Genomic DNA, 20,793 nt, shown 5'->3' on the forward strand with positions numbered 1-20,793 from the left:
GATCCACGCCACCCCCACCCCCTAAGGCTGCCCGACAGTCCCCTCCGGCGGTTCCATCCCGGCCCAGACGCGGTGCTCGGGAGGGAATCCCATGGCCACCAGGCAGTTGATGAGCATTCCGTACGCCATGAAGGTCGTCGTCTCGCCGACGTCCGCCCCCAACGGCAGAAGGAGGGTGTCCCACAGCCGCTCCCAGCCGGCCCGCACGACCTCGCCGAACTCGTGGTCGCCCTCCTGCTCGGCGGCCGCCACGGCGAGGTACATCTGCATCTGCATCATCAGCCGCTCGGGCTGCTCCGAGACGACCTTCCGGTACGCGACCCCCATGGCATGCAGGGCCTCTTCGCCCTCCAGCCCCTCGGAAGCCTCCGCGAACATCCGGATGGTGTCCTCCACGCAACGCTCCGCCGCCGCCAGGAAGATCGCCTTCTTGCCCGGGAAGAGCCGGAAGAGATACGGCTGCGAGACGCCGACGCGCCGGGCGATCGCCTCGGTCGACGTGCCGTAATAGCCACCGCGGGCGAACTCGGTCGTCGCCGCGCGGATGACGCTCTCGCGCCTCTCTTCTGCGCTCATCCTGACCATGTGAAGAAAGTTAGTACTCAATCACTAACTGGGTCAAGGGGTGGCGCCGGAAATGTGCCGCGACCGAAACACGTAAGGGGCATCCCTCCGTGGAGGGCGCCCCTTACCGCACGGCACGCGCGTGCCGCTATGCCAGCTGTACGACCGCCCGCGACATGCCGAGCACCTTCTGCCCGGCACTCTTCACGAGCAGGTCCACCCGGACCTTGTTGTCGTCCAGCTTGGCCGCGACCTTGCCACTGACCTCGATCGTGGCGCCCTGGTCGTCGTTCGGCACGACGACGGGCTTGGTGAAGCGGACGCCGTACTCGACCACCGCGGCCGGGTCGCCGGTCCAGTCGGTGACCACCCGGATCGCCTCGGCCATGGTGAACATGCCGTGCGCGATGACGTCCGGCAGCCCGACCTCCTTGGCGAACTTCTCGTTCCAGTGAATCGGGTTGAAGTCACCGGAGGCGCCCGCGTACTGGACGAGGGTGGCACGAGTCACAGGAAAATTCTGGGCAGGCAGCTCGGTGCCGACCTCGACGTCACCGTAGGCAATCTTCGCCGTCATCGGCCTCAGACCTCCCCTTCTTCGGCGTCCAGGCCACGGGCCACGAGCTTCGTCCAGGCGGTCACCACATGGTCCCCCGCCTCGTCGTGCACCTCGCCGCGAACGTCCAGGATGTCGTTGCCCGCCATGGTCTTGACCGCCTCGATGGTCGAGGTGACGGTCAGCCGGTCGCCGGCGCGCACCGGGCGGGTGTAGGCGAACTTCTGGTCGCCGTGCACGACGCGGCTGTAGTCCAGGCCGAGCTGCGGGTCCTGGACGACCTGACCGGCGGCCTTGAAGGTGATCGAGAAGACAAAGGTCGGCGGGGCGATCACATCGGAGTGACCGAGCGCCTTGGCGGCCTCCGGGTCCGTGTACGCCGGGTTGGTGTCCCCCACCGCTTCCGCGAACTCACGGATCTTCTCCCGGCCCACCTCGTAGGGCTCGGTGGGCGGGTAGCTCCGCCCCACGAAGGACTGGTCGAGCGCCATGGCTCGGCACCTCCTGCTGTCTGCTGCCGTTGACCTGCTGGTTCACCTGGGTCGGCCTCAACCGGCCGGTAACCGGGGCGAAAACGACGCGAGGCCGCCCCCCGACTGAGGGGGCGGCCTCGCGTACGAGCCTGATTTATCGCGTTTCGCGGTGCGCGGTGTGCGCGTTGCAACGCGGGCAGTGCTTCTTCATCTCAAGACGGTCCGGGTTGTTGCGCCGGTTCTTCTTGGTGATGTAGTTCCGCTCCTTGCACTCCACGCAGGCCAGCGTGATCTTCGGGCGGACGTCGGTGGCAGCCACGTGAGTGCTCCTTGACGAACGGATAGGACTGAATTAACGCATAAAAGAGTAGCCGATCGAAGGACCGACCCCACAATCGGCTACTGTCAGTAGCGGTGACCGGACTTGAACCGGTGACACAGCGATTATGAGCCGCTTGCTCTACCGACTGAGCTACACCGCTGTGATGCGATCGGTCCCCGCCTCGCGACGGGAACCTCCCACACCAGAGCCCCAATACGGAATCGAACCGTAGACCTTCTCCTTACCATGGAGACGCTCTACCGACTGAGCTATTGGGGCGAGCGATGAAGACATTACACGCTCGGCAGCCGTTCACCCAAATCCGTTTCGCGGCCCCTGCCGAGGGCCGATCAGCGGAGCGCACAGACGCCTCGCAGGCCACTGCGGTACCGCGGGGCGCGGCTCCGTTCGGCGGACCACACCGGTACGACTATTGCGCTCCTGCACGCCAGGGCGGTATCGCCACCCTAGGCTCGACTCACTCTGCGTGATCTTGCGTGCCCGGCGTATCCCCCGGCACCGTCCCCGCAGCCCGATGCGCAGCCCCGAACCTCTGGAGCGCGATGCCCGACAGCCATCCCCAGCCGCCCCACTCGTCGTCCTCGTCGGGTTCGTCCGGGCCGGCCGACCCGGGCGCACTGCTGCTGTGCGGGGCGCGGCTCACCGACGGCCGGACCGTGGACGTACGGCTGGGCGGCGGACGCATCGAGGCGGTCGGCACCGCCGGGAGCCTGGCGGGGGACGGCACGCGTGCGTGCGCGCGCGTGGACCTCGGTGGCTATCTGCTCCTGCCGGCCCCGGCCGAACCGCACGCCCACGGCGACACCGCCCTCTCCGCCGACGAGGGCGGCCCTGTCTCGTACGAGCCCCAGGACGTCCAGCGCCGAGCCACCGAAGCCGCCCTGCTCCAGCTCGGGCACGGGGCGACCGCGTTGCGGGCACACGTACGCGTGGGCGACGTCCAAGGTCTGGGCGCGCTGACCGCCGTACTGCAGGCACGGCGGTCCCTGCGCGGACTCACGGAGTTGACGACAGTGGCGATGCCCAGGCTGCTGACCGGCGTGGCCGGCGCCGACGGGCTGGCGATGCTGCGGGACGCGCTGAAGATGGGTGCCTCCGTGGTCGGCGGCTGCCCGGATCTGGACCCGGATCCGACGGGCTATGTGGAGGCGGTCCTGGAGGTCGCCTCAGAGCACGGCTGCCCCGTCGACCTGCACACCGACGCCACGGACCCGGCGCGCCTGGCCCGGGTCGCCGCGATGGCCGGGGGGCTGCGCCCGGGCGTGACCCTCGGCCCGTGCGGCGGCCTGGGCCGTCTGCCCGCCCAGACGGCCTCCCGCACCGCGGATCAGCTGGCCGCTGCCGGGGTGACGGTGGCGTGCCTGCCTCAGGGTGGCTGCGGGGGCGCGGAACGGCGGAGTACGGCGCCCGTGCGACTGCTGCGCGCCGCCGGCGTACGCGTCGCCGCCGGAAGCGGCGCCCTCAGGGACGTGGCCAACCCGGTGGGACGCGGAGACCCGCTGGAGGCCGCCTATCTGCTGGCCTCCCGGCACGGACTGCGCCCCGAGGACGCGTACGACGCCGTGAGCGCGTCGGCGCGCGCGGTGCTGGGGCTGCCCGAGGTGCGGGTAGAGGCGGGCTTCCCTGCCGAGCTGCTGGCGGTGCGCGGCGACCGGCTCGCGGGGGCGCTGTCGCTGGCGTACAGCCGCATCGTGGTGCACCGGGGGCGCGTGGTGGCGCGGACCAGCGCGGTGCGGGAGTACTGCAACTCGGCCGTGGCGGCGGAGTTGGGGCTGCCACGGCAGGGGCGGGGAGAGCTGTCCTGAGGGGATGCGCGGCGGCGGCCCTGTGCTGGGCGGGCACTCCGAGGGTGTGACAGGGGGCGGATTGGGGCGCACAGGGGGTGCGAGGGCAGCTCGCGCGCTCGGCGTGTACCCATGCGACGCGACCCCTGTGAGCTGTGATGCCTGCGCCTCGGGAGACGTGAGGCGTGGCTGAAGTCGTGCGGCGGATGCGGCCGTCCGGGCGTACGGTCGAAGACATGCGCATTGTCATCGCTGGTGGTCATGGTCAGATCGCGCTGCGGCTGGAGACGCTGCTCGCGGCGCGTGGGGACGAGGTCGCGGGGGTCATCCGCAAGGCCGAACAGGCCGACGATCTGCGGGAAGCCGGTGCCGAACCGATCCTGCTGGACCTGGAGTCGGCTTCGGTCGAGGACGTCGCAGCCCAACTCCAGGGAGCGGACGCGGCCGTCTTCGCCGCCGGTGCGGGCCCTGGCAGCGGAACGGACCGCAAGGACTCGGTGGACAAGGGCGCGGCGGTCCTGTTCGCGGACGCGGCCGTCCAGGCGGGCGTACGGCGCTTCCTGGTCGTGTCCTCCATGGGCGCGGACCCGAAGCACGAGGGCAGCGAGGTCTTCGACGTCTACCTGCGGGCCAAGGGTGGAGCCGACGAGTACGTCCGCGGCCTGGCTGCGCTGGACTGGACGATCCTGCGCCCCGGCATGCTGACGAACGACGCCGGAACCGGCCTGGTGCGCCTGGAGGCACACACCGGCCGTGGCCCGATCCCGCGCGACGATGTGGCCGCCGTCCTCGCCGAGTTGCTCGACACGCCGGCCACGGCCGGCCTGACGCTCGAACTCATCAGCGGCTCGGCCCCGGTGTCGGTGGCGGTGAAGTCCGTAGCGGGGAACTGAGGATGGACCAGGAGGGGGTCCCCGCCACGCAGGAAGCGCTGTTGCGCCGCATGTACGAGGTTTTCTCGACGGACGAGCGAGAGCCCTTCATGGAGCGGTGCCTCGCCCCCGACGTGGACTGGCCGAACGTCCTGGACGGAGTCCGTCTGCGCGGCCGAGAGGCGGTACGCGCGTACTGGGCACGGCAGTTCGCCGCCGGGCACCCCCTTGTCCGCCTGGAAGGCCTACGATCGGACGCCGACGGCGAGGCCGTGGTCGCGTCCGTACGGCTCGGGATGCGCGACGCGTCGGGCGACGACCGGTGGGCGGAGGAGACGGTCGAGCACGTGTATCGGTTCGACGGGGACGGGCTGGTGACACGGATGGACGTCCGGCCCCATTCCTCGGGCGGCGGCTCGGCCTCTTCGGGGTGAGGCGCCTGGATTCGGCGCGTGAGGACGAGGTTGAGAGGGGCGACTCGGCGCGTGAGGACGAGGTTGGGAGGGCCGACTCGGCGCGTGAATACGGGGCCCGGCGGCCCTGCGCGTGAGGCGCTGCGTCCGGATCGGGGCGGCGGGTTCTCAGAACAGCGGCAGCTGCCCGGGGAATTCGGGCACGACGTACCCGTCCAACGCGGGCTGCGCGGCCCCGAGTTGCGCCTGTCGCCTCGACCCGGGACACGACACGAGTTCCCCGTGCTCCCTCGCGCCGGGCGGATCGTGCCGTGCGAAACGACCGGCGACGACGGCGATCTCACGACGGCACTCGGGGCAGCTTCTACGGCGCGTGGACATGGCATCAGTGTGCCCCGAGCCCGGCCCCGGAACGCGAAAACCCCTCCGCTCTACGTTTCCGCAGATCGGAGGGGTTTCCCCAGTGTGGCGGCGCCAGGATTCGAACCTGGGAAGGCTGAGCCGGCAGATTTACAGTCTGCTCCCTTTGGCCGCTCGGGCACACCGCCAGGGTTGCTGCCGTTCGAACCGCTTTTCGGCGGTGCTCCGTGGCAACGACGTAAACAATACCCGATGTGGAGGGGTGCTTCGCCACCCGATTGATCGCCTCCCGGGGGACCCGGGGTGGCTAGGCTTGTCCGAATGCGGCCCGGGTTCCGCCCCGGGCTCGGCGGCCACCCCCACGCCCGCCGAGACGCACCCCATACGCACCCCGATACAAGGAGCCACAGGACATGGCCGACTCCAGTTTCGACATCGTCTCGAAGGTCGAGCGGCAGGAGGTCGACAACGCCCTCAACCAGGCCGCCAAGGAGATCTCACAGCGCTACGACTTCAAGGGCGTGGGTGCCTCGATCTCGTGGTCCGGTGACAAGATCCTCATGGAGGCGAACTCCGAGGACCGGGTGAAGGCTGTCCTCGACGTCTTCCAGTCCAAGCTGATCAAGCGCGGGATCTCACTGAAGGCCCTGGACGCGGGCGAGCCCCAGCTCTCGGGCAAGGAATACAAGATCTTCGCGTCGATCGAGGAGGGCATCTCCCAGGAGAACGCGAAGAAGGTGGCGAAGATCATTCGCGACGAGGGCCCCAAGGGCGTGAAGGCCCAGGTGCAGGGCGACGAGCTGCGGGTCAGCTCCAAGAGCCGGGACGACCTCCAGGCCGTGATCGCCCTGCTGAAGGGCAAGGACTTCGACTTCGCGTTGCAGTTCGTGAACTACCGGTGAGCTGCTGATCCGGCCGCGGCACCAGCGGCTTCGGCTTCGGCGCGATGCTTTACGAGGAAGGGTGGGCACCCCCGGGTGCCCACCCTTCTCGCCTGCTGGCTGCGGTTCGGGACCGTGCTCGTCTCACTCAGTTGCGCGAGTGGCCGAACAGGAGGCGGTAGGCGATCAGGAGCACGAGGGAGCCTCCGATCGCGGCGGCCCAGGTGGCGCCGTCGTAGAAGTCCTTGGTGATGGGGTGGTCCAGCCAGCGGGCCGAGATCCAGCCGCCGATGAACGCGCCGGCGACACCGATGACAGTGGTGCCGATGAAGCCGCCCGGGTCGCGCCCCGGCAGCAAGAACTTGGCGATGGCCCCGGCCAGCAGCCCCAGAATGATCCAGCTGATGATCGTCATGCCGTGAACCCTGCCCCTCTGCGCTGTGCCCGCACTCTTCGGGCACTGTGATCTTGGGCGCGCTTGTTCGTGCTCTGTTGATGAACAGGACGTCACCGTGGCATCCCCCGGTTGCGGAGATCAGTAGGGTTCCCGCCATGGAAAGGTCCAGCTCCGCCTCCTCCGAACTGCGGCGCACCCTCGGCCTCGGGGACGCCGTGGTCATCGGACTCGGCTCGATGGTCGGAGCCGGAATCTTCGCCGCTCTGGGCCCAGCCGCCCGCGCGGCCGGTTCCGGACTGCTTCTCGGGCTCGCGGTCGCGGCCGTGGTCGCCTATTGCAACGCCACGTCGTCGGCACGGCTGGCCGCCCTGTATCCGGCCTCGGGCGGCACATATGTGTACGGACGAGAGCGGCTCGGGGAGTTCTGGGGGTATCTCGCGGGCTGGGCGTTCGTGGTCGGTAAGACGGCCTCCTGCGCGGCGATGGCACTCACGGTGGGCGCGTACGTCTGGCCGGGGCAGGCGCACGCGGTGGCGGTCGCGGCCGTGGTGGCGCTGACCGCGGTGAACTACGGCGGCGTCCAGAAGTCCGCCTGGCTGACACGGGCGATCGTGGCTGTGGTCCTGGCTGTCCTCGCTTGTGTGGTGGCCGTCTGTCTGGGGTCCGGGCAGTCCGATGCCGGGCGCCTGGACGTCGGGGTCTCGGGCGGTGTGGACGGCGTGCTTCAGGCGGCGGGGCTGCTGTTCTTCGCGTTCGCCGGGTACGCGCGGATCGCGACGCTCGGCGAGGAGGTGCGGGACCCGGCGCGCACCATCCCGCGGGCGATTCCGCTGGCCCTTGGCATCGCGCTGGCGGTGTACGTGTGTGTGGCGGTGGCTGTCCTTTCCGTGCTGGGGTCGGAGGGGCTCGGGCGCGCTGGGGCCCCGCTGGCCGACGCGGTGCGGGCGGCCGGGGTCCCTGGGCTGACGCCGGTGGTACGGGTGGGGGCGGCTGTCGCCGCGCTGGGCTCGCTGCTCGCCCTGATCCTGGGCGTCTCGCGGACGACGCTGGCCATGGCGCGCGACCGGCATCTGCCCGGCGTCCTGGCCGCCGTGCATCCCCGCTTCCAGGTGCCGCACCGGGCAGAACTGGCCGTGGGAGTGGCGGTCGCGGTCCTGGCCGCCACGGTGGACCTGCGCGGCGCGATCGGGTTCTCCTCCTTCGGGGTGCTGGCGTACTACGCGGTGGCCAATGCCTCGGCGTGGACTCTCGACGCGGCGGCGACCAGGCGGTTCGTGCCGGCGGTGGGGCTTGTCGGGTGCGTCGTCCTGGCGTTCTCGCTTCCGGAGGTCTCGGTGGTCGCGGGTGCGGGGGTGCTGGCGGTGGGTGTGATCGCGTACGGCGTGCGGCGGTGGGTGGTGGGCCGTGGAGCGGTCGGGTGACCGTGAGTGCGGGCGCCGACGGCTGGGGGCATGCCGCCGATGTACGCGGGTGCGTCGCTGTTGAGGGCTTGCGGGGGCAGGCAAGGGAGAGCAGGCCGAGCGGGGCCGGGGTTGTGCTTGAGCCTTGCGAGATGACCGGTTCGCTCAGAAGTGTGGGCAGGGGGCAGGCGGGGCCGACTCGGGTGGTCGTCGCGGTCCGCTCAGTGGCCGTTGATCCACTCAACCGGCCGTCGGTCCATCGCCGCCCATCGTCGAATCATGCCTGCCTCAGGACGTTTGTGCCGTGGCCGTGCGTATGTGGAAGTCGGCCCAAGGAGTCGGCTCCACATCCCCGCTCGTCTCCTCGTACCAACCTGTGCCGTCGATCCAGGCACGCAGCCACTCCGTGAGGCTGGGGGCGTCCACGTACCACGCCTGGTCGGCGTCGTCGGCGTTCGGTTCGAAGAGCAGGACGGTGGCCTGAGGGCTGCGGCAGTCCACGCAGGCGTACATCGCGCAGCCCCAGTGGGATATCGGCAGGACTCCTTCGGGCCAGGGCCAGTCGGGGTCCTCGCGGCCGCTCTCGCGGTTGGCGAGGTACTGCGTGACGGCGGCGGGCTCGCCGGCCGGTGGGCTGTCGAGCAGGGGCAACAGGCCGTACTCCGGACCGAATCCGCCGTCTCCTATACGCAGGTAGAGGTCGGCGAGCAGTGGGGGCAGGGGGAAGCCGAGCGCGGCCTCGGCGCGGGCCAGGGTGGCCGCGTCCACGGGCTCGGGCAGGGAAGGCCAGCCCCACGGGCGGACGTTGCGGGCCTTGTCCGCCACGCTTGTCAGCAACTGCTCGTTCTCGGTCATGCGTTCATGATGCAAGCCGCCACTGACAATCGATCCGGCCTGTGGACAACTGTGGGGCTGTGGAAAAGCTTGGCTTCCGTCCGGGGACTTCGGACGGAAGCCGGTGCGCCGCGAAGGTGCCTACCAGGTCGATGCGAACGGCTGGTTCGTCGACACGATCTCGCGGCCCAGCGGGAACAACGAGACCGGGATCAGCTTGAAGTTGGCGATGCCGAACGGGATGCCGATGATCGTGACGCACAGGGCGAGACCGGTGACGATGTGGCCGATGGCCAGCCACCAGCCGGCGAGGACCAGCCACAGGACGTTGCCTATGCAGGACGGCGCTCCGGCGTCTCGACGCTCGACCGTGGTGTACCCGAACGGCCACAGGGCGTAGATGCCGATGCGGAAGGCCGCGATGCCGAACGGGATGCCGATGATGGTGATACAGAGCAGGAGGCCCGCGAGCATGTAGCCGAGGAACAGCCAGAAGCCGCTAAGGACGAGCCAGATGACGTTGAGGATGGTCTTCACTGTGGGGGGCCTGCCATCTTTTCGAGCCGGGCGATACGGTCCGCCATCGGCGGGTGGGTGGAGAACATTCTGGAGAAGCCCTGGCCTGGGCGAAAGGGGTTCGCGATCATCATGTGGCTGGCGGTCTCGATGCGGGGCTCGGGGGGCAGCGGGAGCTGCTTGGTGCCGAGTTCGAGCTTGCGCAGGGCGCTGGCGAGGGCGAGCGGGTCGCCGGTGAGCTGGGCACCGGAGGCGTCGGCCTCGTACTCCCGGGAGCGGCTGATGGCCAGCTGGATGAGCGAGGCGGCGAGCGGGCCGAGAATCATGATCAGCAGCATGCCGAGGATGCCTGGGCCGTCGTCGTCATCGGAACGGCCGATCGGGATCAGCCAGGCGAAGTTGACCAGGAACATGATCACGGAGGCGAGTGCGCCGGCGACCGACGAGATCAGGATGTCGCGGTTGTAGACATGGCTGAGCTCGTGGCCGATGACGCCGCGCAGTTCACGTTCGTCGAGGATGCGCAGGATGCCTTCGGTGCAGCACACCGCGGCGTTGCGCGGGTTGCGCCCCGTCGCGAAGGCGTTCGGCGCCTCGGTCGGGGAGATGTACAGGCGGGGCATGGGCTGGCGAGCCTGAGTGGAGAGCTCGCGGACCATGCGGTAGAGGGCTGGGGCCTCGAACTCGCTGACCGGGCGGGCGCGCATCGCACGCAGCGCCAGCTTGTCGCTGTTCCAGTACGCGTACGCGTTCGTACCCAGCGCGATCAGGACCGCGACGACGAGCCCCACACGGCCGAAGAGGCTGCCGATGACGATGATGAGTGCGGACAGTCCCCCCAGGAGGACTGCGGTCCTGAGCCCGTTGTGCCGGCGGTGCACGGTACGCCCTCCAAGTGGTGCGGCAGGGGAACCCTTTGCTGGTCGATCTCCGATGCCACTGGTGCCGTGGTCTCACATCCAGTGGACCCTTCTGTACTGGTCAACGCCAGGCGAGGGCCACGGGTTCCCTGGTGTGCGCGGCGGCGGGCGTGGGCCGTCCGGGTGAGGGCGCCGGCGCGCGTGCGAGGCGGGTCGTCCCACGCGCGCGTACGGAACGCTCCCCCAGGGCTTCGCCCCGGAGCTCAGAAGAGTCCGGTGTCGGCGAAGCGCAGGATCAGCTGGGGGGCTCCGGACAGGGCGATGCCGACAACTCCCGTGAGGGCCAGCGTGGCCGTCAGCGGCGCGGGGACTAGGTGCCTGACGGCCTCGCCTTCGGGGGCGCGGAACAGCAGCGCCGTCCACTGGAGGTAGTAGAACAGCGCGATCACGACGTTGACGGCCATGACCACGGCCAGCCAGCCGAGACCCGCGTCGACTGCAGCGGAGAAGACGGTGACCTTGGCGAAGAGGCCGATGATGCCCGGCGGGAGTCCGGCGAGGCAGAGCAGGAAGAAGGCCAGGATCAGGGCGGACAGGGGGTTTCGCGCGTACAGGCCGCGGTAGTCGCTGATGCGGTTGAAGGGCTTCGTACGACCGACGAGTGCGGCCACCGCGAAAGCGCCCAGGTTCACGGCGGCGTACATGAGCGCGTAGGCGACGGTGGAGCCGATGGACCGCTCGGCGTCGTCGGAGTACGCGGCGGCGGCGATCGGCACCAGGAGGTAGCCGGCCTGGCCGACGGAGGACCAGGCGAGCAGGCGGACGGCGCTGTACGCGCGCGTGGCCTGCTGGCGCAATGCGCCGACGTTGCCGACGGTCATGGTGAGCGCGGCCAGCGCAGCGAGCGCGGGGCCCCAGACGTCTGCGTACGACGGCAGGGCGATGACCGTGATGAGGATCAGGCCCGTGAAGCCGACCGCCTTGCCGACGACCGACAAGTAGGCGGCGACCGGCAGAGGCGCCCCCACGTAGGTGTCCGGTACCCAGAAGTGGAAGGGGACGGCGGCCGTCTTGAAGGCGAAGCCGATCAGAGTGAGGACCACTCCGGTCTGGGTGAGGGTCTGGAGCTGTCCGTCGACATGCTGGATCCGGTCGGCGACCTGGGTGAGGTACAGGGTGCCCGTGGAGGCGTACACGAAGCTGATGCCCATGAGGCTGACCGCGGTCGCGGTGACCGAGGACAGGAAGAACTTCAGGGCGGCCTCGGAGGACTTGCGGTCGCCATGCCGTAGGCCGACCAACGCGAAGGCCGGTAGGGAGGCGACTTCGAGCGCGACGATGAGGGTCGCCAGGTCCCGGGAGGCGGGCAGCAGGGCGGCTCCGGCGGCGGAGGAGAGCAGCAGGAACCAGAACTCCCCTTCGGGGAGTTCCTTGTTGGCGTCCTTGAGCGCGGTGACCGACAGGAGAGCTGCGAGGAGTGCGCCGCCCAGGACCAGGAACTGGATGACCAGGGTGAACCGGTCGGCCGTATAGCTGCACACGTCGGCGTCGCCGGTCAGGCAGAACGTGGAGCGGTCGCCGTCGAGGAGCGGCAGGAGCAGGAGCAGAGAGGCGGCCAGGCCGACCACGGACGTCCAGCCGAGCACGGCCTTCTTGTGCTCCGCGACGAACAGGTCGGCGACGAGGACCGCGAGTGCGACGACGGCGGCGACGGCGGGCGGCGCGACGGCGAGCCAGTCGACGGACTGGACCACCGACTCGGCCAGGGGTTGGGCCAGGCTCTGGGCCAGGGAGCTCATCGGGTGCCTCCTGCGAGGAGCTGCTGCACGGCCGGGTCGGTGAGGCCGAGGAGGGTCTTCGGCCACAGTCCGGCGACGACGGTGAGGGCGACGAGCGGGGTCCAGGCCGCGAACTCGTACGTCTGGACGTCGGCGAGCTTCGGCGCGTCCTGCGGTGCGGCGCCCATGCAGACGCGGCGGACCACGACAAGCAGGTAGGCGGCGGTGAGCAGGGTGCCGAAGGCGCCGATCGCCATGAAGGTGAGGAAGGCCGGGCGGCTGAGCTCGGGGGCGGGGTCGAACGCGCCGAACAGGGCGAGCATCTCGCCCCAGAACCCGGCGAGGCCCGGTAGTCCGAGGGAGGCGACAGCGGCGAACGCGAGCAGGCCCGCGAGGCGCGGTGCCTTGCCGTAGAGCGCGGCGCCGGTCTGCTCGGCGAGGGCGTCGAGGTCGGTCGTGCCCGTACGGTCCTTCAGAGCGCCGACCAGGAAGAACAGCAGGCCGGTGATGAGGCCGTGGGCGATGTTGGCGAACAGTGCGCCGTTCACGCCGGTCGGGGTCATCGTCGCGATGCCGAGCAGGACGAAGCCCATGTGGCCGACGGAGGAGTAGGCGATGAGGCGCTTGAGGTCGCCCTTCGCGCCCTGCTTGGCGAGGGCCAGGCAGGCCAGGGAGCCGTAGATGATGCCGACGACGGCGAAGGCTGCGAGATACGGCGCGAAGTCGGCGAAGCCGTCGGGCGTGATCGGCAGGAGGATCCGGACGAACCCGTACGTACCCATCTTCAGCAGGACGCCGGCCAGCAGGACCGAGCCGACGGTCGGGGCGGCGGTGTGGGCGTCGGGCAGCCAGCTGTGCAGCGGCCACATCGGTGTCTTGACCGCGAGCCCGACACCGATCGCCAAAACGGCGATGACCTGCACGGATGTGGTCAGTGACCGGCCGTTGTCAGTGGCGAGTGCCACCATGTCGAATGTGCCCGCCTTGATTCCGATCAGGAGCAGGCCGAGCAGCATGACCACGGAGCCGAGCAGTGTGAAGAGGATGAACTTCCAGGCGGCCTCCGCCCGGCCCTCGCCGCCCCAGCGGGCGATGAGGAAGTACATCGGGATGAGGACCATCTCGAAGGCGAGGAAGAAGAGGAGCAGGTCGAGGACGGCGAAGGTGGCAAGGGTGCCGGACTCCAGCACTAGCAGCAGTGCGACGAAGGCCTTCGGGGTCGGGCCCGAAGGCATCTTGAAGTAGGAGTAGAGCGCGCAGAGGAAGGTCAGCAGCGCGGTCAGGACGACAAGGGGGAGGGAGATGCCGTCGATGCCGAGGTGGACGCGCACGTCGAGTGCGGGGATCCAGCTGATGTCCGTGCTGGCCTGCATCTTCGACGGCTGGTCGTGGTCGAAGCCGAGCGCGAGGACGATCGCCGCGATGAGCACGGCTCCGGTGACGGTGACGCCGTGCCGGAGCACGGCCTGCTCGGGCGACTTCCCCTTCAGCCCGGGCGGGGCCGGCAGGAGAGCGGCGGCCGCGCCGAGAAGCGGGCCGACGACGACGAACGCCAGAAGGAACTGCATCACGGACTCGTTGATATCGATCACGCCTGCTCACGCTCCCGTGGCGACGAGGACGGCGGCGACCGCGAGGACGACGGTGCCGGCGAGCAGCGCGCTCACATAGGTCTGCACATTGCCGGTCTGGGCGCGCCGTACGGCGATGCCGAGCCAGCGGGGTAGAGCACCCGCACCCCGCACATAGGTGTCGACGACCTCGCGGTCGAGGAACCGGACGAGACTCGCGCCGGCCTGGACCGGGCGGACGAACAGCGCCTGGTACACGGTGTCGAGGTGGAAGCCGACCGCGGCATGGCGGTGCAACGGGCCGAGCAGCAGCCGTCCCGGGTCCGCCGGGTCCGGTGCGTAGGCCACTCCCCCGTACACGGGCGCGTGGCTGGCGATGGCCTCGGCTTCGACCTGGGCGGCGTCGCCCTCCGGGTGAGCCGCGACCGCACCCAGCGGGACACGGGCTGCCATGGCCGTGGTGTGCCGCCAGGCCGCGTAGGTGACGATGCCGCCGACCAGGGCCACACCCGTGCCGAGGACGGAGGTGGTGAGGGTCGGGGCGAGGTCGCGGTCGTCGAACCAGTCGGGAAGCACGCGGTAGGCGAAGGCGCCGACGGCGAGGGACGGGGCGGCGAGGACCCACAGCACCACGGTCATCGTCAGCGGCTGCCTGCCGTGGTCAGGGGCCTCGGCGCCCCGGCCGCGGAAAGCCAGGAGCCACAGCCGCATGGCGTAGGCGGCGGTGAGCACGGCCGTGAGCAGGCCGGCGATCAGGACGGTCCAGCCCGCGGCGCCCGGGATGTTCTCGGCATGGCCGGTGGCGACGTGCTCGGCGGCGCCGAGGACCGACTCCTTGGAGAAGAAGCCACTGAACGGCGGGATCGCGGCGAGCGCGAGGAGCGCCACGGTCATCGTCCAGAAGGCGTCCGGCACACGGTCGCGCAGGTGGCTCATACGGGACATGGCGGCCAGCGAGTTGGTGCCGGAGGCGTGGATGATCACGCCGGCCGCAAGGAACAGCAGCGCCTTGAAGGCGCCGTGCGACAGGAGGTGGAAGACGGCGGCGCCACGGTCGGCAACCGCGAGGGCGCCGGTCATGTAACCGAGCTGACCGATCGTCGAGTAGGCGAGGACGCGCTTGATGTCGTCCTGGGCGAGCGCGGCGAGGCCGGAACCGATCATCGTGACGGCGGCCATCACGGCGAGGACGATCATCGCGGCCTGGGAGGCCTCGAAGACGGGGAGGAGACGGGCGATGAAGTAGACACCGGCGGCGACCATCGTCGCGGCGTGGATCAGCGCGGAGACCGGCGTCGGGCCGGCCATCGCGTCGGGGAGCCAGGTGTGCAGCGGGAACTGCGCCGACTTGCCCGCCACGCCGGCCAGGAGCAGCAGCGCGATCAGCGTCGGATGGTCGAGCCCGCCGCTCGCGACGGTGCCGAGGATCTTGGTGATGCGGAAGGACCCGGCGTCGTTGGCCAGCGCGAACAGGCCGATGAGGAACGGGACGTCACCGAGCTTGGTCACCAGGAAGGCCTTGATGGAGGCGGCGCGGGCCTCCGGGGTCTCCCAGTAGTGGCCGACCAGGAAGTACGAGCAGATGCCCATGATCTCCCAGCCGACCAGGAGCACCATCAGGTCGCCGGAGTAGACGACGAGCAGCATCGCGGAGGTGAACAGGGAGACGAGCGCGACGTACGAGGGGTAGCGCGGGTCCTCGCGCAGGTAGCCCGTCGAATAGACCTGCACGCAGGTGGCGACGACGCCGACGAGTACGGCGACGAGGGCGGCGAAGCCGTCGATGTGCAGGGCGAGTTCGACCGGTACCGAACCGGTCGGCGTGAGCTCGGTGGCGGCGTCGATCGCGCGGTCGCCGCCTTGGCGTACGGCGACCACCGCGGCGAGCACGAGGGAGGCGAGCGACGGCAGGACGGCGAGCGGGCGGACGAAACCGGGGGCCGTGCGGCCCAGGAGCAGGCCGGCCGCGGCGCCCAGGAAAGGAAGGAGGGGGACGAGTACGGCGAGGGTGGTCGTGGTCACGCGGTGGCCTCAGCCTTCTCGGCCTGCCCGGCGGTGAGGGCGTCGTGGTCGGGGCCGTCGGTCTCGTGGCCTTCGGCGGTGTCGCGGAGCTTGTCGATGTCCGAGGTGCCGCGGTTGCGGTGGACGGCGAGGACGATCGCCAGGCCGATGCCGATCTCGGCGGCGGCGATGGTGATGGTGAACAAGGTCAGCGCCTGACCGGAGTGCAGGGTCTCCTCGGCGGCCCTGCTGAGCCAGACGTCGAAGGCGACCAGGTTGAGGTTGACGGCGTTGAGCATCAGCTCGACCGACATCAGGACCAGGATCGCGTTGCGGCGGGCGAGGACGCCGTACAGGCCGGTGCAGAAGAGGAGGGCGGAGAGTACGGCGGGGTAGGCGAGGTGCATCAGCGGGCGCCTTCCTGCTCGGCCGGCTCAGTTCCCTCGGACGACCCGTTTCGCCCGATCGGGTGATTGCGGGAATCGGGGGCGGATGAGGAACTCCCGGTCTCGGCCGGGGAGTTCACAGAGGGAGAGCTCGACTCCGCCTTCGCCTTGCGGGACAGGACGATCGCGCCGACCAGCGCCGCGAGGAGGAGGACGGAGAGGGCCTCGAAGGGGAGCACCCAGTTCTGGAAGAGGCTCTCGCCGGTGGCCTTGGTGGAGCCGGCGGCGGGGCCGTCGAGGTCGATCCAGGTGGTGCGGAAGGCGTCGACGACCACCCAGACCAGAGTGGCCGCCGAGGCGAGGGCCACGGTGAGTGCGGCCCAGCGGTTGCCGGAGTCGGCCTCCGGGGAGCGGCCGATGGGAGCCCTCGTGAGCATCAGACCGAACAAAAGGAGGACGACCACGGATCCGACGTAGATGAGGACCTGCACCCAGGCGATGAACTCGGCGGTGAGCAGGAGGTACTCGACGGCGAGGCCGCCGAGGGTGACCACCAGCCACAGGGCGGCGTGCACCAGCTGACGGGTGGTGACGGTGACCACCGCGGCGCCGAAGGTGACCAGGCCGACAAGGAGGAAGACGATCTCGACTCCGGTCGGGGACAGAAAGCCGTGTGTGTCGGCGGCCGTCGTCAGCGTGGCGTAGGTGGGGCTCACGACTCGCCCTCCCGCGGCTCGGTCGGCTCTTTCGGCTCGGCCTGGGCGGCTGCCAGCTTCTCGGCGGTCTTGCGGGCGGCGGCGATCTCCTTTGGCTCCTCCGCGCCGGAGTCCAGGGCGGGCGGGGCCGGGACGGTCCACATCCACTCGCGGAGCTTGTCGCGCTCGTGGGTGAGGTCACGGATGTCGGTCTCGGCGTACTCGAACTCCGGGGACCAGAACAGGGCGTCGAAAGGACAGACCTCAATGCAGATACCGCAGTACATGCACAGGGAGAAGTCGATGGCGAAGCGGTCGAGGACATTGCGACTGCGTTCGCGGCCGCCGGGGGCCGCCGCCGGGACCGTCTCCTTGTGGGAGTCGATGTAGATGCACCAGTCGGGGCACTCGCGGGCGCACAGCATGCAGACCGTGCAGTTCTCCTCGAACAGGCCGATCACACCGCGGGTGCGGGGCGGGAGGTCGGGCTGGGTGTCGGGGTACTGCGCGGTGACGGACTTCTTCGTCATCGTGCGGAGGGTGACGGCCAGGCCCTTGGCCAGGCCACTGCCAGGAATGGGGGCCATGGTTACTGGATCACCACCTTGACGACGCCGGTGAGGGCGATCTGGGCGAGGGAGAGAGGGACGAGGAGAGTCCAGGACAGCTTCTGGAGCTGGTCCTCGCGCAGACGCGGATAGGTGACGCGGAGCCAGATCACGATGAAGGCGAGGACGGCCGTCTTCAGCAGGGTCCAGACCCAGCCGAGGCCGTCGGCGCCCCAGGGGCCGTGCCAGCCGCCCAGGAAGAGGACGGTGGTCAGGCCGCACAGGACGACGATTCCGGCGTATTCGGCGAGAAGGAAGAGGGCGAAGCGCAGGCCGGTGTACTCGGTGTAGGCGCCGAAAATGATCTCCGAGTCGGCGACCGGCATGTCGAAGGGCGGGCGCTGGAGTTCGGCGAGTCCGGCGACGAAGAACACGATCGCGCCGACGATCTGCCAGGGCAGCCACCACCACTCGAAGGCGTCGAGGATGCCGGGGAGAGAGACGGTGCCGGCCGCCATCGCCACGGAGGCGGCGGTGAGCAGCATCGGGAGTTCGTAGGCCAGGAGCTGAGCGGCGGTGCGGAGGCCGCCGAGGAGGGAGAACTTGTTGGCGGAGGCCCAGCCGGCCATGAGCGAGCCGAGGACGCCGACGCCCATGACGGCCAGGACGAAGAAGATGCCCGCGTCGATGACCTCACCGACCGCGCCCTCTCCGGGGCCGATCGGGATGGCGAGGAGAACGAGCAGATAGGGGAGGAGGGCCACTGCGGGGGCGAGCTGGAAGATACGGCGGTCCGCTCCCGCCGGGACGACGTCTTCCTTCTGCGCGAACTTCACACCGTCGGCGACGAGTTGGGCCCAGCCGTGGAAGCCACCCGCGTACATCGGGCCGAGGCGACCCTGCATATGGGCCATGACCTTGTGTTCGGTCTGGCCGATGAGCAGGGGGAAGGTGAGGAAGACGACGAAGACGATCAGGAGTCGCAGGGCGACGTCCAGCGCGTCGTTCACTGCGGGCCTCCTGCGGGGTCGGTGCGGTCGTCGGCGGGGTCGTCCGTGCGGTCTGCGGGGGCTTCGTTCCCGGCGGCGGCCTTGGTCTCGTCGGGCCCGGGATGGGCGGGCTGGTCGGACACATCGGGCTGGTCGGACCGGTCGGGCTGCTCAGGGGTCTGCGCGGGTTGCGCAGTGGCCGACGCGGGCCGCTGCGGCTCGGGCTCGTCGAAGGCGGGGCGCGCGTGGTGCCAGGGGGCGTCCGGGCTTCGGGGGGCCTTGAGGGTCGGAGGGGCCGAGGGCGCCGCGTCGGGTGACGCCGCGTCGGGAGCGGGCCTCTGGCTCGCGGAGCCGTCCGAGGCGCCGCGGGATCGGCGGGGGCCGGACGGAGCGGTGCCCGTTCCCGGGCGCTGCGATGCCGAGCCTTCGCCGGCGCTGCGCGCACGCCCGGTCGGCGGGGCGGTGGGCGCGGTCGACTTCAGCTCGTCCCCCGTTCCCTCGGTCGTCACGTCCGCGGATGTCTCGGCCCGCTGACTCGCTGAGCCCTCGTTGGAGGTCCGCGAACGTCGAGGCGAAGTCGGCGTACTCGTGCCCGCCGAAGGCGCGGTCGTCTCCGGTGAAGGCGCGGTCGTCTCCGGTGAGGGCGCGGTCGTCTCCGGTGAGGGCTCGGCCGCTCCTGCGGCGGACGTCCGGCGGGGGGAGCCGTCTGCGGCCGGAACCGCGGCCTGCTGGCTGGCCGAGCCTTCCGCCGCCGTGCGCGTTCGTCGCGGGGTCCCCGCGGCGGCGCCTGTCGTCGGAGCCTCGCCCGTGGTCGAGGGCTCCGTCTGACTCGCCGAGCCCGCTGCGGCGGTGCGGGTCCGTCGTACCGGGCGGTCTCCCGCCGCGCGTCCCGCGCCTCTGGCCGGGCGGGCCGGGGCAGGGGGGAGCTGGCCTTTGAGGGGGCCCCATTCGTTGGGGTCGGGGACGCCGGGGGGCAGCATCTGGCGGCGCTTCGGGCCGCCGTGTTCGGACTCGCCGGGTTCCTTGGCGCCGGGCCAGGCCTTGGCGACGCGGGCTGCCAGGACGAAGTCCTTGCGGAGGGGGTGGCCCTCGAAGTTGTCGGGGAGGAGGAGGTGGTCGAGGGCGGGGTGGTCGGCGAACAGGACGCCGAACATCTCGTGGGTCTCGCGTTCGTGCCAGGCGGCGCCCGCGTAGACGCCGACCGCCGTGGGCAGCGTCGGTGCCTCGTGCGGGACGGTCGTGCGGACCAGTAGGCGTCGTACCGGAGACAGGGCCGCGACGTGGGCGGCGACGCGGAAGCCGGTGCCGGGTTCGTCGACCGCGCTCAGCCAGTCGAAGTAGGTGCAGCCCAGTTCGTCGCGGGCCGTCTTCAGGGCCGCGATCCAGGACGCCGGGGGCACGTCGACCGTAAGGACGTCGTACGACTCCTCGGCGGTGGCCTGCGGGCCGAAGAGGTCCTCGACGGGGGCGGGCAGCCAGCCGGTCGTCGTCATCGGTCGGCCTCCCCCGTGTCCGTGTCACCGGTACCGGCCGCACCGCTGGTGCTGCCGGGGCCGGGCGGCTTCACCAGGCCGCTCTGCAGCGCCGCTGTGGACGGGCGGGGCGGCTCGGCGCCGTAGCGTTCGCCGAGGGACTCCCGGGCGATCTTTTCCTGGAGTTTCAGGATTCCCTGGAGCAGCGCCTCGGGGCGGGGCGGGCAGCCGGGGACGTACACGTCCACCGGGATGATCTGGTCGACGCCTTTGGTGACGGAGTAGGAGTCCCAGTAAGGGCCGCCGCAGTTGGAGCAGGCGCCGAAGGAGATGACGTACTTCGGCTCGGGCATCTGTTCGTACAGGCGCTTCACGGCTGGGGCCATCTTGTCCGTGACCGTGCCGGAGACGACCATCAGGTCGGCCTGGCGCGGGCCCGGGGCGAACGGGATCACGCCGAGGCGGATGAAGTCGTGGCGGGCCATCGACGCGGCGATGAACTCGATGGCGCAGCAGGCGAGGCCGAAGTTGAAGACCCAGAGCGAGTAGCGGCGGCCCCAGTTCAGGATCACCTTCATCGGCTCGGGAGCGAGGCGGGCCAGTGCGCCCAGCCGTTTCGGCTCCGGGAGCAGAACGGGCTGCTCGTTGGTGTCTGGCGTCACGTCCATGCCAGGACGCCCTTCTTGTATGCGTAGAGCAGGCCCACGGCCAGGAAGCCGAGGAAGATGAACATCTCGACGAGCGTGGTCGCGCCGTAGCCCGGGTCGGCGAAGACCGTGGCCCAGGGGAACAGGAAGATCGAGTCGATGGCGAAGATCACGTACAGGAAGGCGTAGACGTAGTAGCGGACCTGGGTGTGGGCCCAGCCCTCGCCGACGGGGTCGACGCCGCACTCGTACGTCAGGAGCTTCTCGGGTGTGGGGACCACGGGCCGCAGCAGGCGGCCCGCTCCGAAGGCGACGGCGACGAACAGCACGCCGACGACAGCCAGCAGTCCGACGACCGAGTAGGACTGGAAGTAGTCCGCCGCCACGACGACGGTCTGTTCCGACACGTCCGCCCCTCGCTCCCTGACCTCGTCACCGATGTCTCAGGACCAG

General features: G+C 70.3%; 24 protein-coding genes and 3 tRNA genes. 5 read left to right on the plus strand and 22 right to left on the minus strand.

The window, feature by feature from the left end; translation table 11 throughout:
- Positions 1-21: 21 nt before the first annotated feature.
- From ACZ4UU_RS21095 to ACZ4UU_RS21120, 6 genes are all read right to left on the minus strand, one after another.
- Positions 22-585, minus strand: coding sequence for a TetR/AcrR family transcriptional regulator (locus tag ACZ4UU_RS21095; protein WP_471904901.1), 564 nt, complete (start codon positions 583-585; stop codon positions 22-24).
- 127 nt (positions 586-712) lie between these two features.
- Positions 713-1,141: a MaoC family dehydratase gene (locus ACZ4UU_RS21100; protein WP_217205708.1), complete on the minus strand. Its 429-nt coding sequence runs from the start codon at positions 1,139-1,141 to the stop codon at positions 713-715.
- Between the two features lie 5 nt (positions 1,142-1,146).
- Positions 1,147-1,611 carry an FAS1-like dehydratase domain-containing protein gene (locus tag ACZ4UU_RS21105; RefSeq protein WP_471904902.1) on the minus strand — a complete coding sequence of 155 codons (465 nt, stop codon included), beginning with the start codon at positions 1,609-1,611 and terminating at the stop codon, positions 1,147-1,149.
- 136 nt (positions 1,612-1,747) lie between these two features.
- Positions 1,748-1,912, minus strand: a complete 165-nt coding sequence (gene rpmG, locus ACZ4UU_RS21110) for a 50S ribosomal protein L33 (RefSeq protein WP_003948671.1) — start codon at positions 1,910-1,912, stop codon at positions 1,748-1,750.
- A 90-nt stretch (positions 1,913-2,002) separates the two neighbouring features.
- A tRNA-Met gene (locus ACZ4UU_RS21115) sits at positions 2,003-2,075 on the minus strand.
- Positions 2,076-2,121: 46 nt separating this feature from the next.
- A tRNA-Thr gene (locus ACZ4UU_RS21120) sits at positions 2,122-2,194 on the minus strand.
- A gap of 284 nt (positions 2,195-2,478) precedes the next feature.
- Here ACZ4UU_RS21120 and ACZ4UU_RS21125 point away from each other — a divergent pair.
- The 3 genes from ACZ4UU_RS21125 (at position 2,479) to ACZ4UU_RS21135 (ending at position 5,026) form a co-directional block, all read left to right on the plus strand.
- Positions 2,479-3,741 (plus strand): amidohydrolase family protein, encoded by a 1,263-nt coding sequence (locus ACZ4UU_RS21125; RefSeq protein ID WP_471904903.1) that lies wholly within the window; start codon positions 2,479-2,481, stop codon positions 3,739-3,741.
- 215 nt (positions 3,742-3,956) lie between these two features.
- Positions 3,957-4,613, plus strand: a complete 657-nt coding sequence (locus tag ACZ4UU_RS21130; protein WP_471904904.1) for an SDR family oxidoreductase — start codon at positions 3,957-3,959, stop codon at positions 4,611-4,613.
- A gap of 2 nt (positions 4,614-4,615) precedes the next feature.
- On the plus strand, positions 4,616-5,026 hold the full coding sequence (locus ACZ4UU_RS21135) for a nuclear transport factor 2 family protein (protein ID WP_471904905.1): 411 nt from the start codon (positions 4,616-4,618) through the stop codon (positions 5,024-5,026).
- A 147-nt stretch (positions 5,027-5,173) separates the two neighbouring features.
- Here ACZ4UU_RS21135 and ACZ4UU_RS21140 read toward each other — a convergent pair whose 3' ends face one another.
- Both ACZ4UU_RS21140 and ACZ4UU_RS21145 read right to left on the minus strand, forming a co-directional pair.
- Positions 5,174-5,386, minus strand: coding sequence for a hypothetical protein (locus ACZ4UU_RS21140; protein WP_234766817.1), 213 nt, complete (start codon positions 5,384-5,386; stop codon positions 5,174-5,176).
- Between the two features lie 85 nt (positions 5,387-5,471).
- Positions 5,472-5,553: transfer RNA gene (locus ACZ4UU_RS21145), tRNA-Tyr, on the minus strand.
- A gap of 225 nt (positions 5,554-5,778) precedes the next feature.
- On the opposite strand from ACZ4UU_RS21145, the gene ACZ4UU_RS21150 reads away from it, so the two are divergent.
- The gene (locus ACZ4UU_RS21150) at positions 5,779-6,267 is read left to right on the plus strand and encodes a YajQ family cyclic di-GMP-binding protein (protein WP_019756392.1); all 489 of its coding nucleotides are present in this window, start codon (positions 5,779-5,781) and stop codon (positions 6,265-6,267) included.
- A 127-nt stretch (positions 6,268-6,394) separates the two neighbouring features.
- Here the strand turns inward: ACZ4UU_RS21150 and ACZ4UU_RS21155 are convergent, their stop codons facing one another.
- Complete coding sequence (locus ACZ4UU_RS21155) at positions 6,395-6,661, minus strand: GlsB/YeaQ/YmgE family stress response membrane protein (protein WP_062721657.1); 267 nt, start codon at positions 6,659-6,661, stop codon at positions 6,395-6,397.
- Between the two features lie 137 nt (positions 6,662-6,798).
- On the opposite strand from ACZ4UU_RS21155, the gene ACZ4UU_RS21160 reads away from it, so the two are divergent.
- On the plus strand, positions 6,799-8,064 hold the full coding sequence (locus ACZ4UU_RS21160; protein WP_471904906.1) for an APC family permease: 1,266 nt from the start codon (positions 6,799-6,801) through the stop codon (positions 8,062-8,064).
- A gap of 267 nt (positions 8,065-8,331) precedes the next feature.
- Here the strand turns inward: ACZ4UU_RS21160 and ACZ4UU_RS21165 are convergent, their stop codons facing one another.
- From ACZ4UU_RS21165 to ACZ4UU_RS21225, 13 genes are all read right to left on the minus strand, one after another.
- On the minus strand, positions 8,332-8,898 hold the full coding sequence (locus ACZ4UU_RS21165; protein WP_471904907.1) for an SMI1/KNR4 family protein: 567 nt from the start codon (positions 8,896-8,898) through the stop codon (positions 8,332-8,334).
- 120 nt (positions 8,899-9,018) lie between these two features.
- Positions 9,019-9,414, minus strand: a complete 396-nt coding sequence (locus tag ACZ4UU_RS21170; RefSeq protein ID WP_471904908.1) for a YccF domain-containing protein — start codon at positions 9,412-9,414, stop codon at positions 9,019-9,021.
- On the minus strand, positions 9,411-10,274 hold the full coding sequence (gene htpX / locus ACZ4UU_RS21175; RefSeq protein ID WP_471904909.1) for a zinc metalloprotease HtpX: 864 nt from the start codon (positions 10,272-10,274) through the stop codon (positions 9,411-9,413). The genes ACZ4UU_RS21170 and htpX overlap by 4 nt, the downstream gene beginning before the upstream one ends.
- Positions 10,275-10,516: 242 nt before the next feature.
- Positions 10,517-12,052 (minus strand): NADH-quinone oxidoreductase subunit N, encoded by a 1,536-nt coding sequence (locus ACZ4UU_RS21180; RefSeq protein ID WP_471904910.1) that lies wholly within the window; start codon positions 12,050-12,052, stop codon positions 10,517-10,519.
- Positions 12,049-13,623: a complex I subunit 4 family protein gene (locus tag ACZ4UU_RS21185; protein ID WP_471904911.1), complete on the minus strand. Its 1,575-nt coding sequence runs from the start codon at positions 13,621-13,623 to the stop codon at positions 12,049-12,051. Before ACZ4UU_RS21185 ends, ACZ4UU_RS21180 begins: the two co-directional genes overlap by 4 nt.
- A 6-nt stretch (positions 13,624-13,629) precedes the next feature.
- Complete coding sequence (locus ACZ4UU_RS21190) at positions 13,630-15,624, minus strand: NADH-quinone oxidoreductase subunit 5 family protein (protein ID WP_471904912.1); 1,995 nt, start codon at positions 15,622-15,624, stop codon at positions 13,630-13,632.
- Complete coding sequence (gene nuoK / locus ACZ4UU_RS21195; protein ID WP_217205729.1) at positions 15,621-16,010, minus strand: NADH-quinone oxidoreductase subunit NuoK; 390 nt, start codon at positions 16,008-16,010, stop codon at positions 15,621-15,623. The genes ACZ4UU_RS21190 and nuoK overlap by 4 nt, the downstream gene beginning before the upstream one ends.
- Positions 16,010-16,705 (minus strand): NADH-quinone oxidoreductase subunit J family protein, encoded by a 696-nt coding sequence (locus ACZ4UU_RS21200; protein WP_471904913.1) that lies wholly within the window; start codon positions 16,703-16,705, stop codon positions 16,010-16,012. Before ACZ4UU_RS21200 ends, nuoK begins: the two co-directional genes overlap by 1 nt.
- Positions 16,702-17,271: a NuoI/complex I 23 kDa subunit family protein gene (locus ACZ4UU_RS21205; protein WP_471904914.1), complete on the minus strand. Its 570-nt coding sequence runs from the start codon at positions 17,269-17,271 to the stop codon at positions 16,702-16,704. The genes ACZ4UU_RS21200 and ACZ4UU_RS21205 overlap by 4 nt, the downstream gene beginning before the upstream one ends.
- 2 nt (positions 17,272-17,273) lie before the next feature.
- Entirely contained in the window at positions 17,274-18,242 is a 969-nt protein-coding gene (locus tag ACZ4UU_RS21210; protein WP_471904915.1) for a complex I subunit 1/NuoH family protein, read from the minus strand.
- Positions 18,239-19,714, minus strand: coding sequence for an NADH-quinone oxidoreductase subunit C (locus tag ACZ4UU_RS21215; protein WP_471904916.1), 1,476 nt, complete (start codon positions 19,712-19,714; stop codon positions 18,239-18,241). The genes ACZ4UU_RS21210 and ACZ4UU_RS21215 overlap by 4 nt, the downstream gene beginning before the upstream one ends.
- Positions 19,711-20,361: an NADH-quinone oxidoreductase subunit B gene (locus ACZ4UU_RS21220; protein WP_471904917.1), complete on the minus strand. Its 651-nt coding sequence runs from the start codon at positions 20,359-20,361 to the stop codon at positions 19,711-19,713. The genes ACZ4UU_RS21215 and ACZ4UU_RS21220 overlap by 4 nt, the downstream gene beginning before the upstream one ends.
- Positions 20,352-20,747, minus strand: a complete 396-nt coding sequence (locus tag ACZ4UU_RS21225; protein ID WP_062724076.1) for an NADH-quinone oxidoreductase subunit A — start codon at positions 20,745-20,747, stop codon at positions 20,352-20,354. Before ACZ4UU_RS21225 ends, ACZ4UU_RS21220 begins: the two co-directional genes overlap by 10 nt.
- Positions 20,748-20,793 lie beyond the last annotated feature (46 nt).

Source organism: Streptomyces sp. NPDC028907 (genome assembly GCF_055564995.1).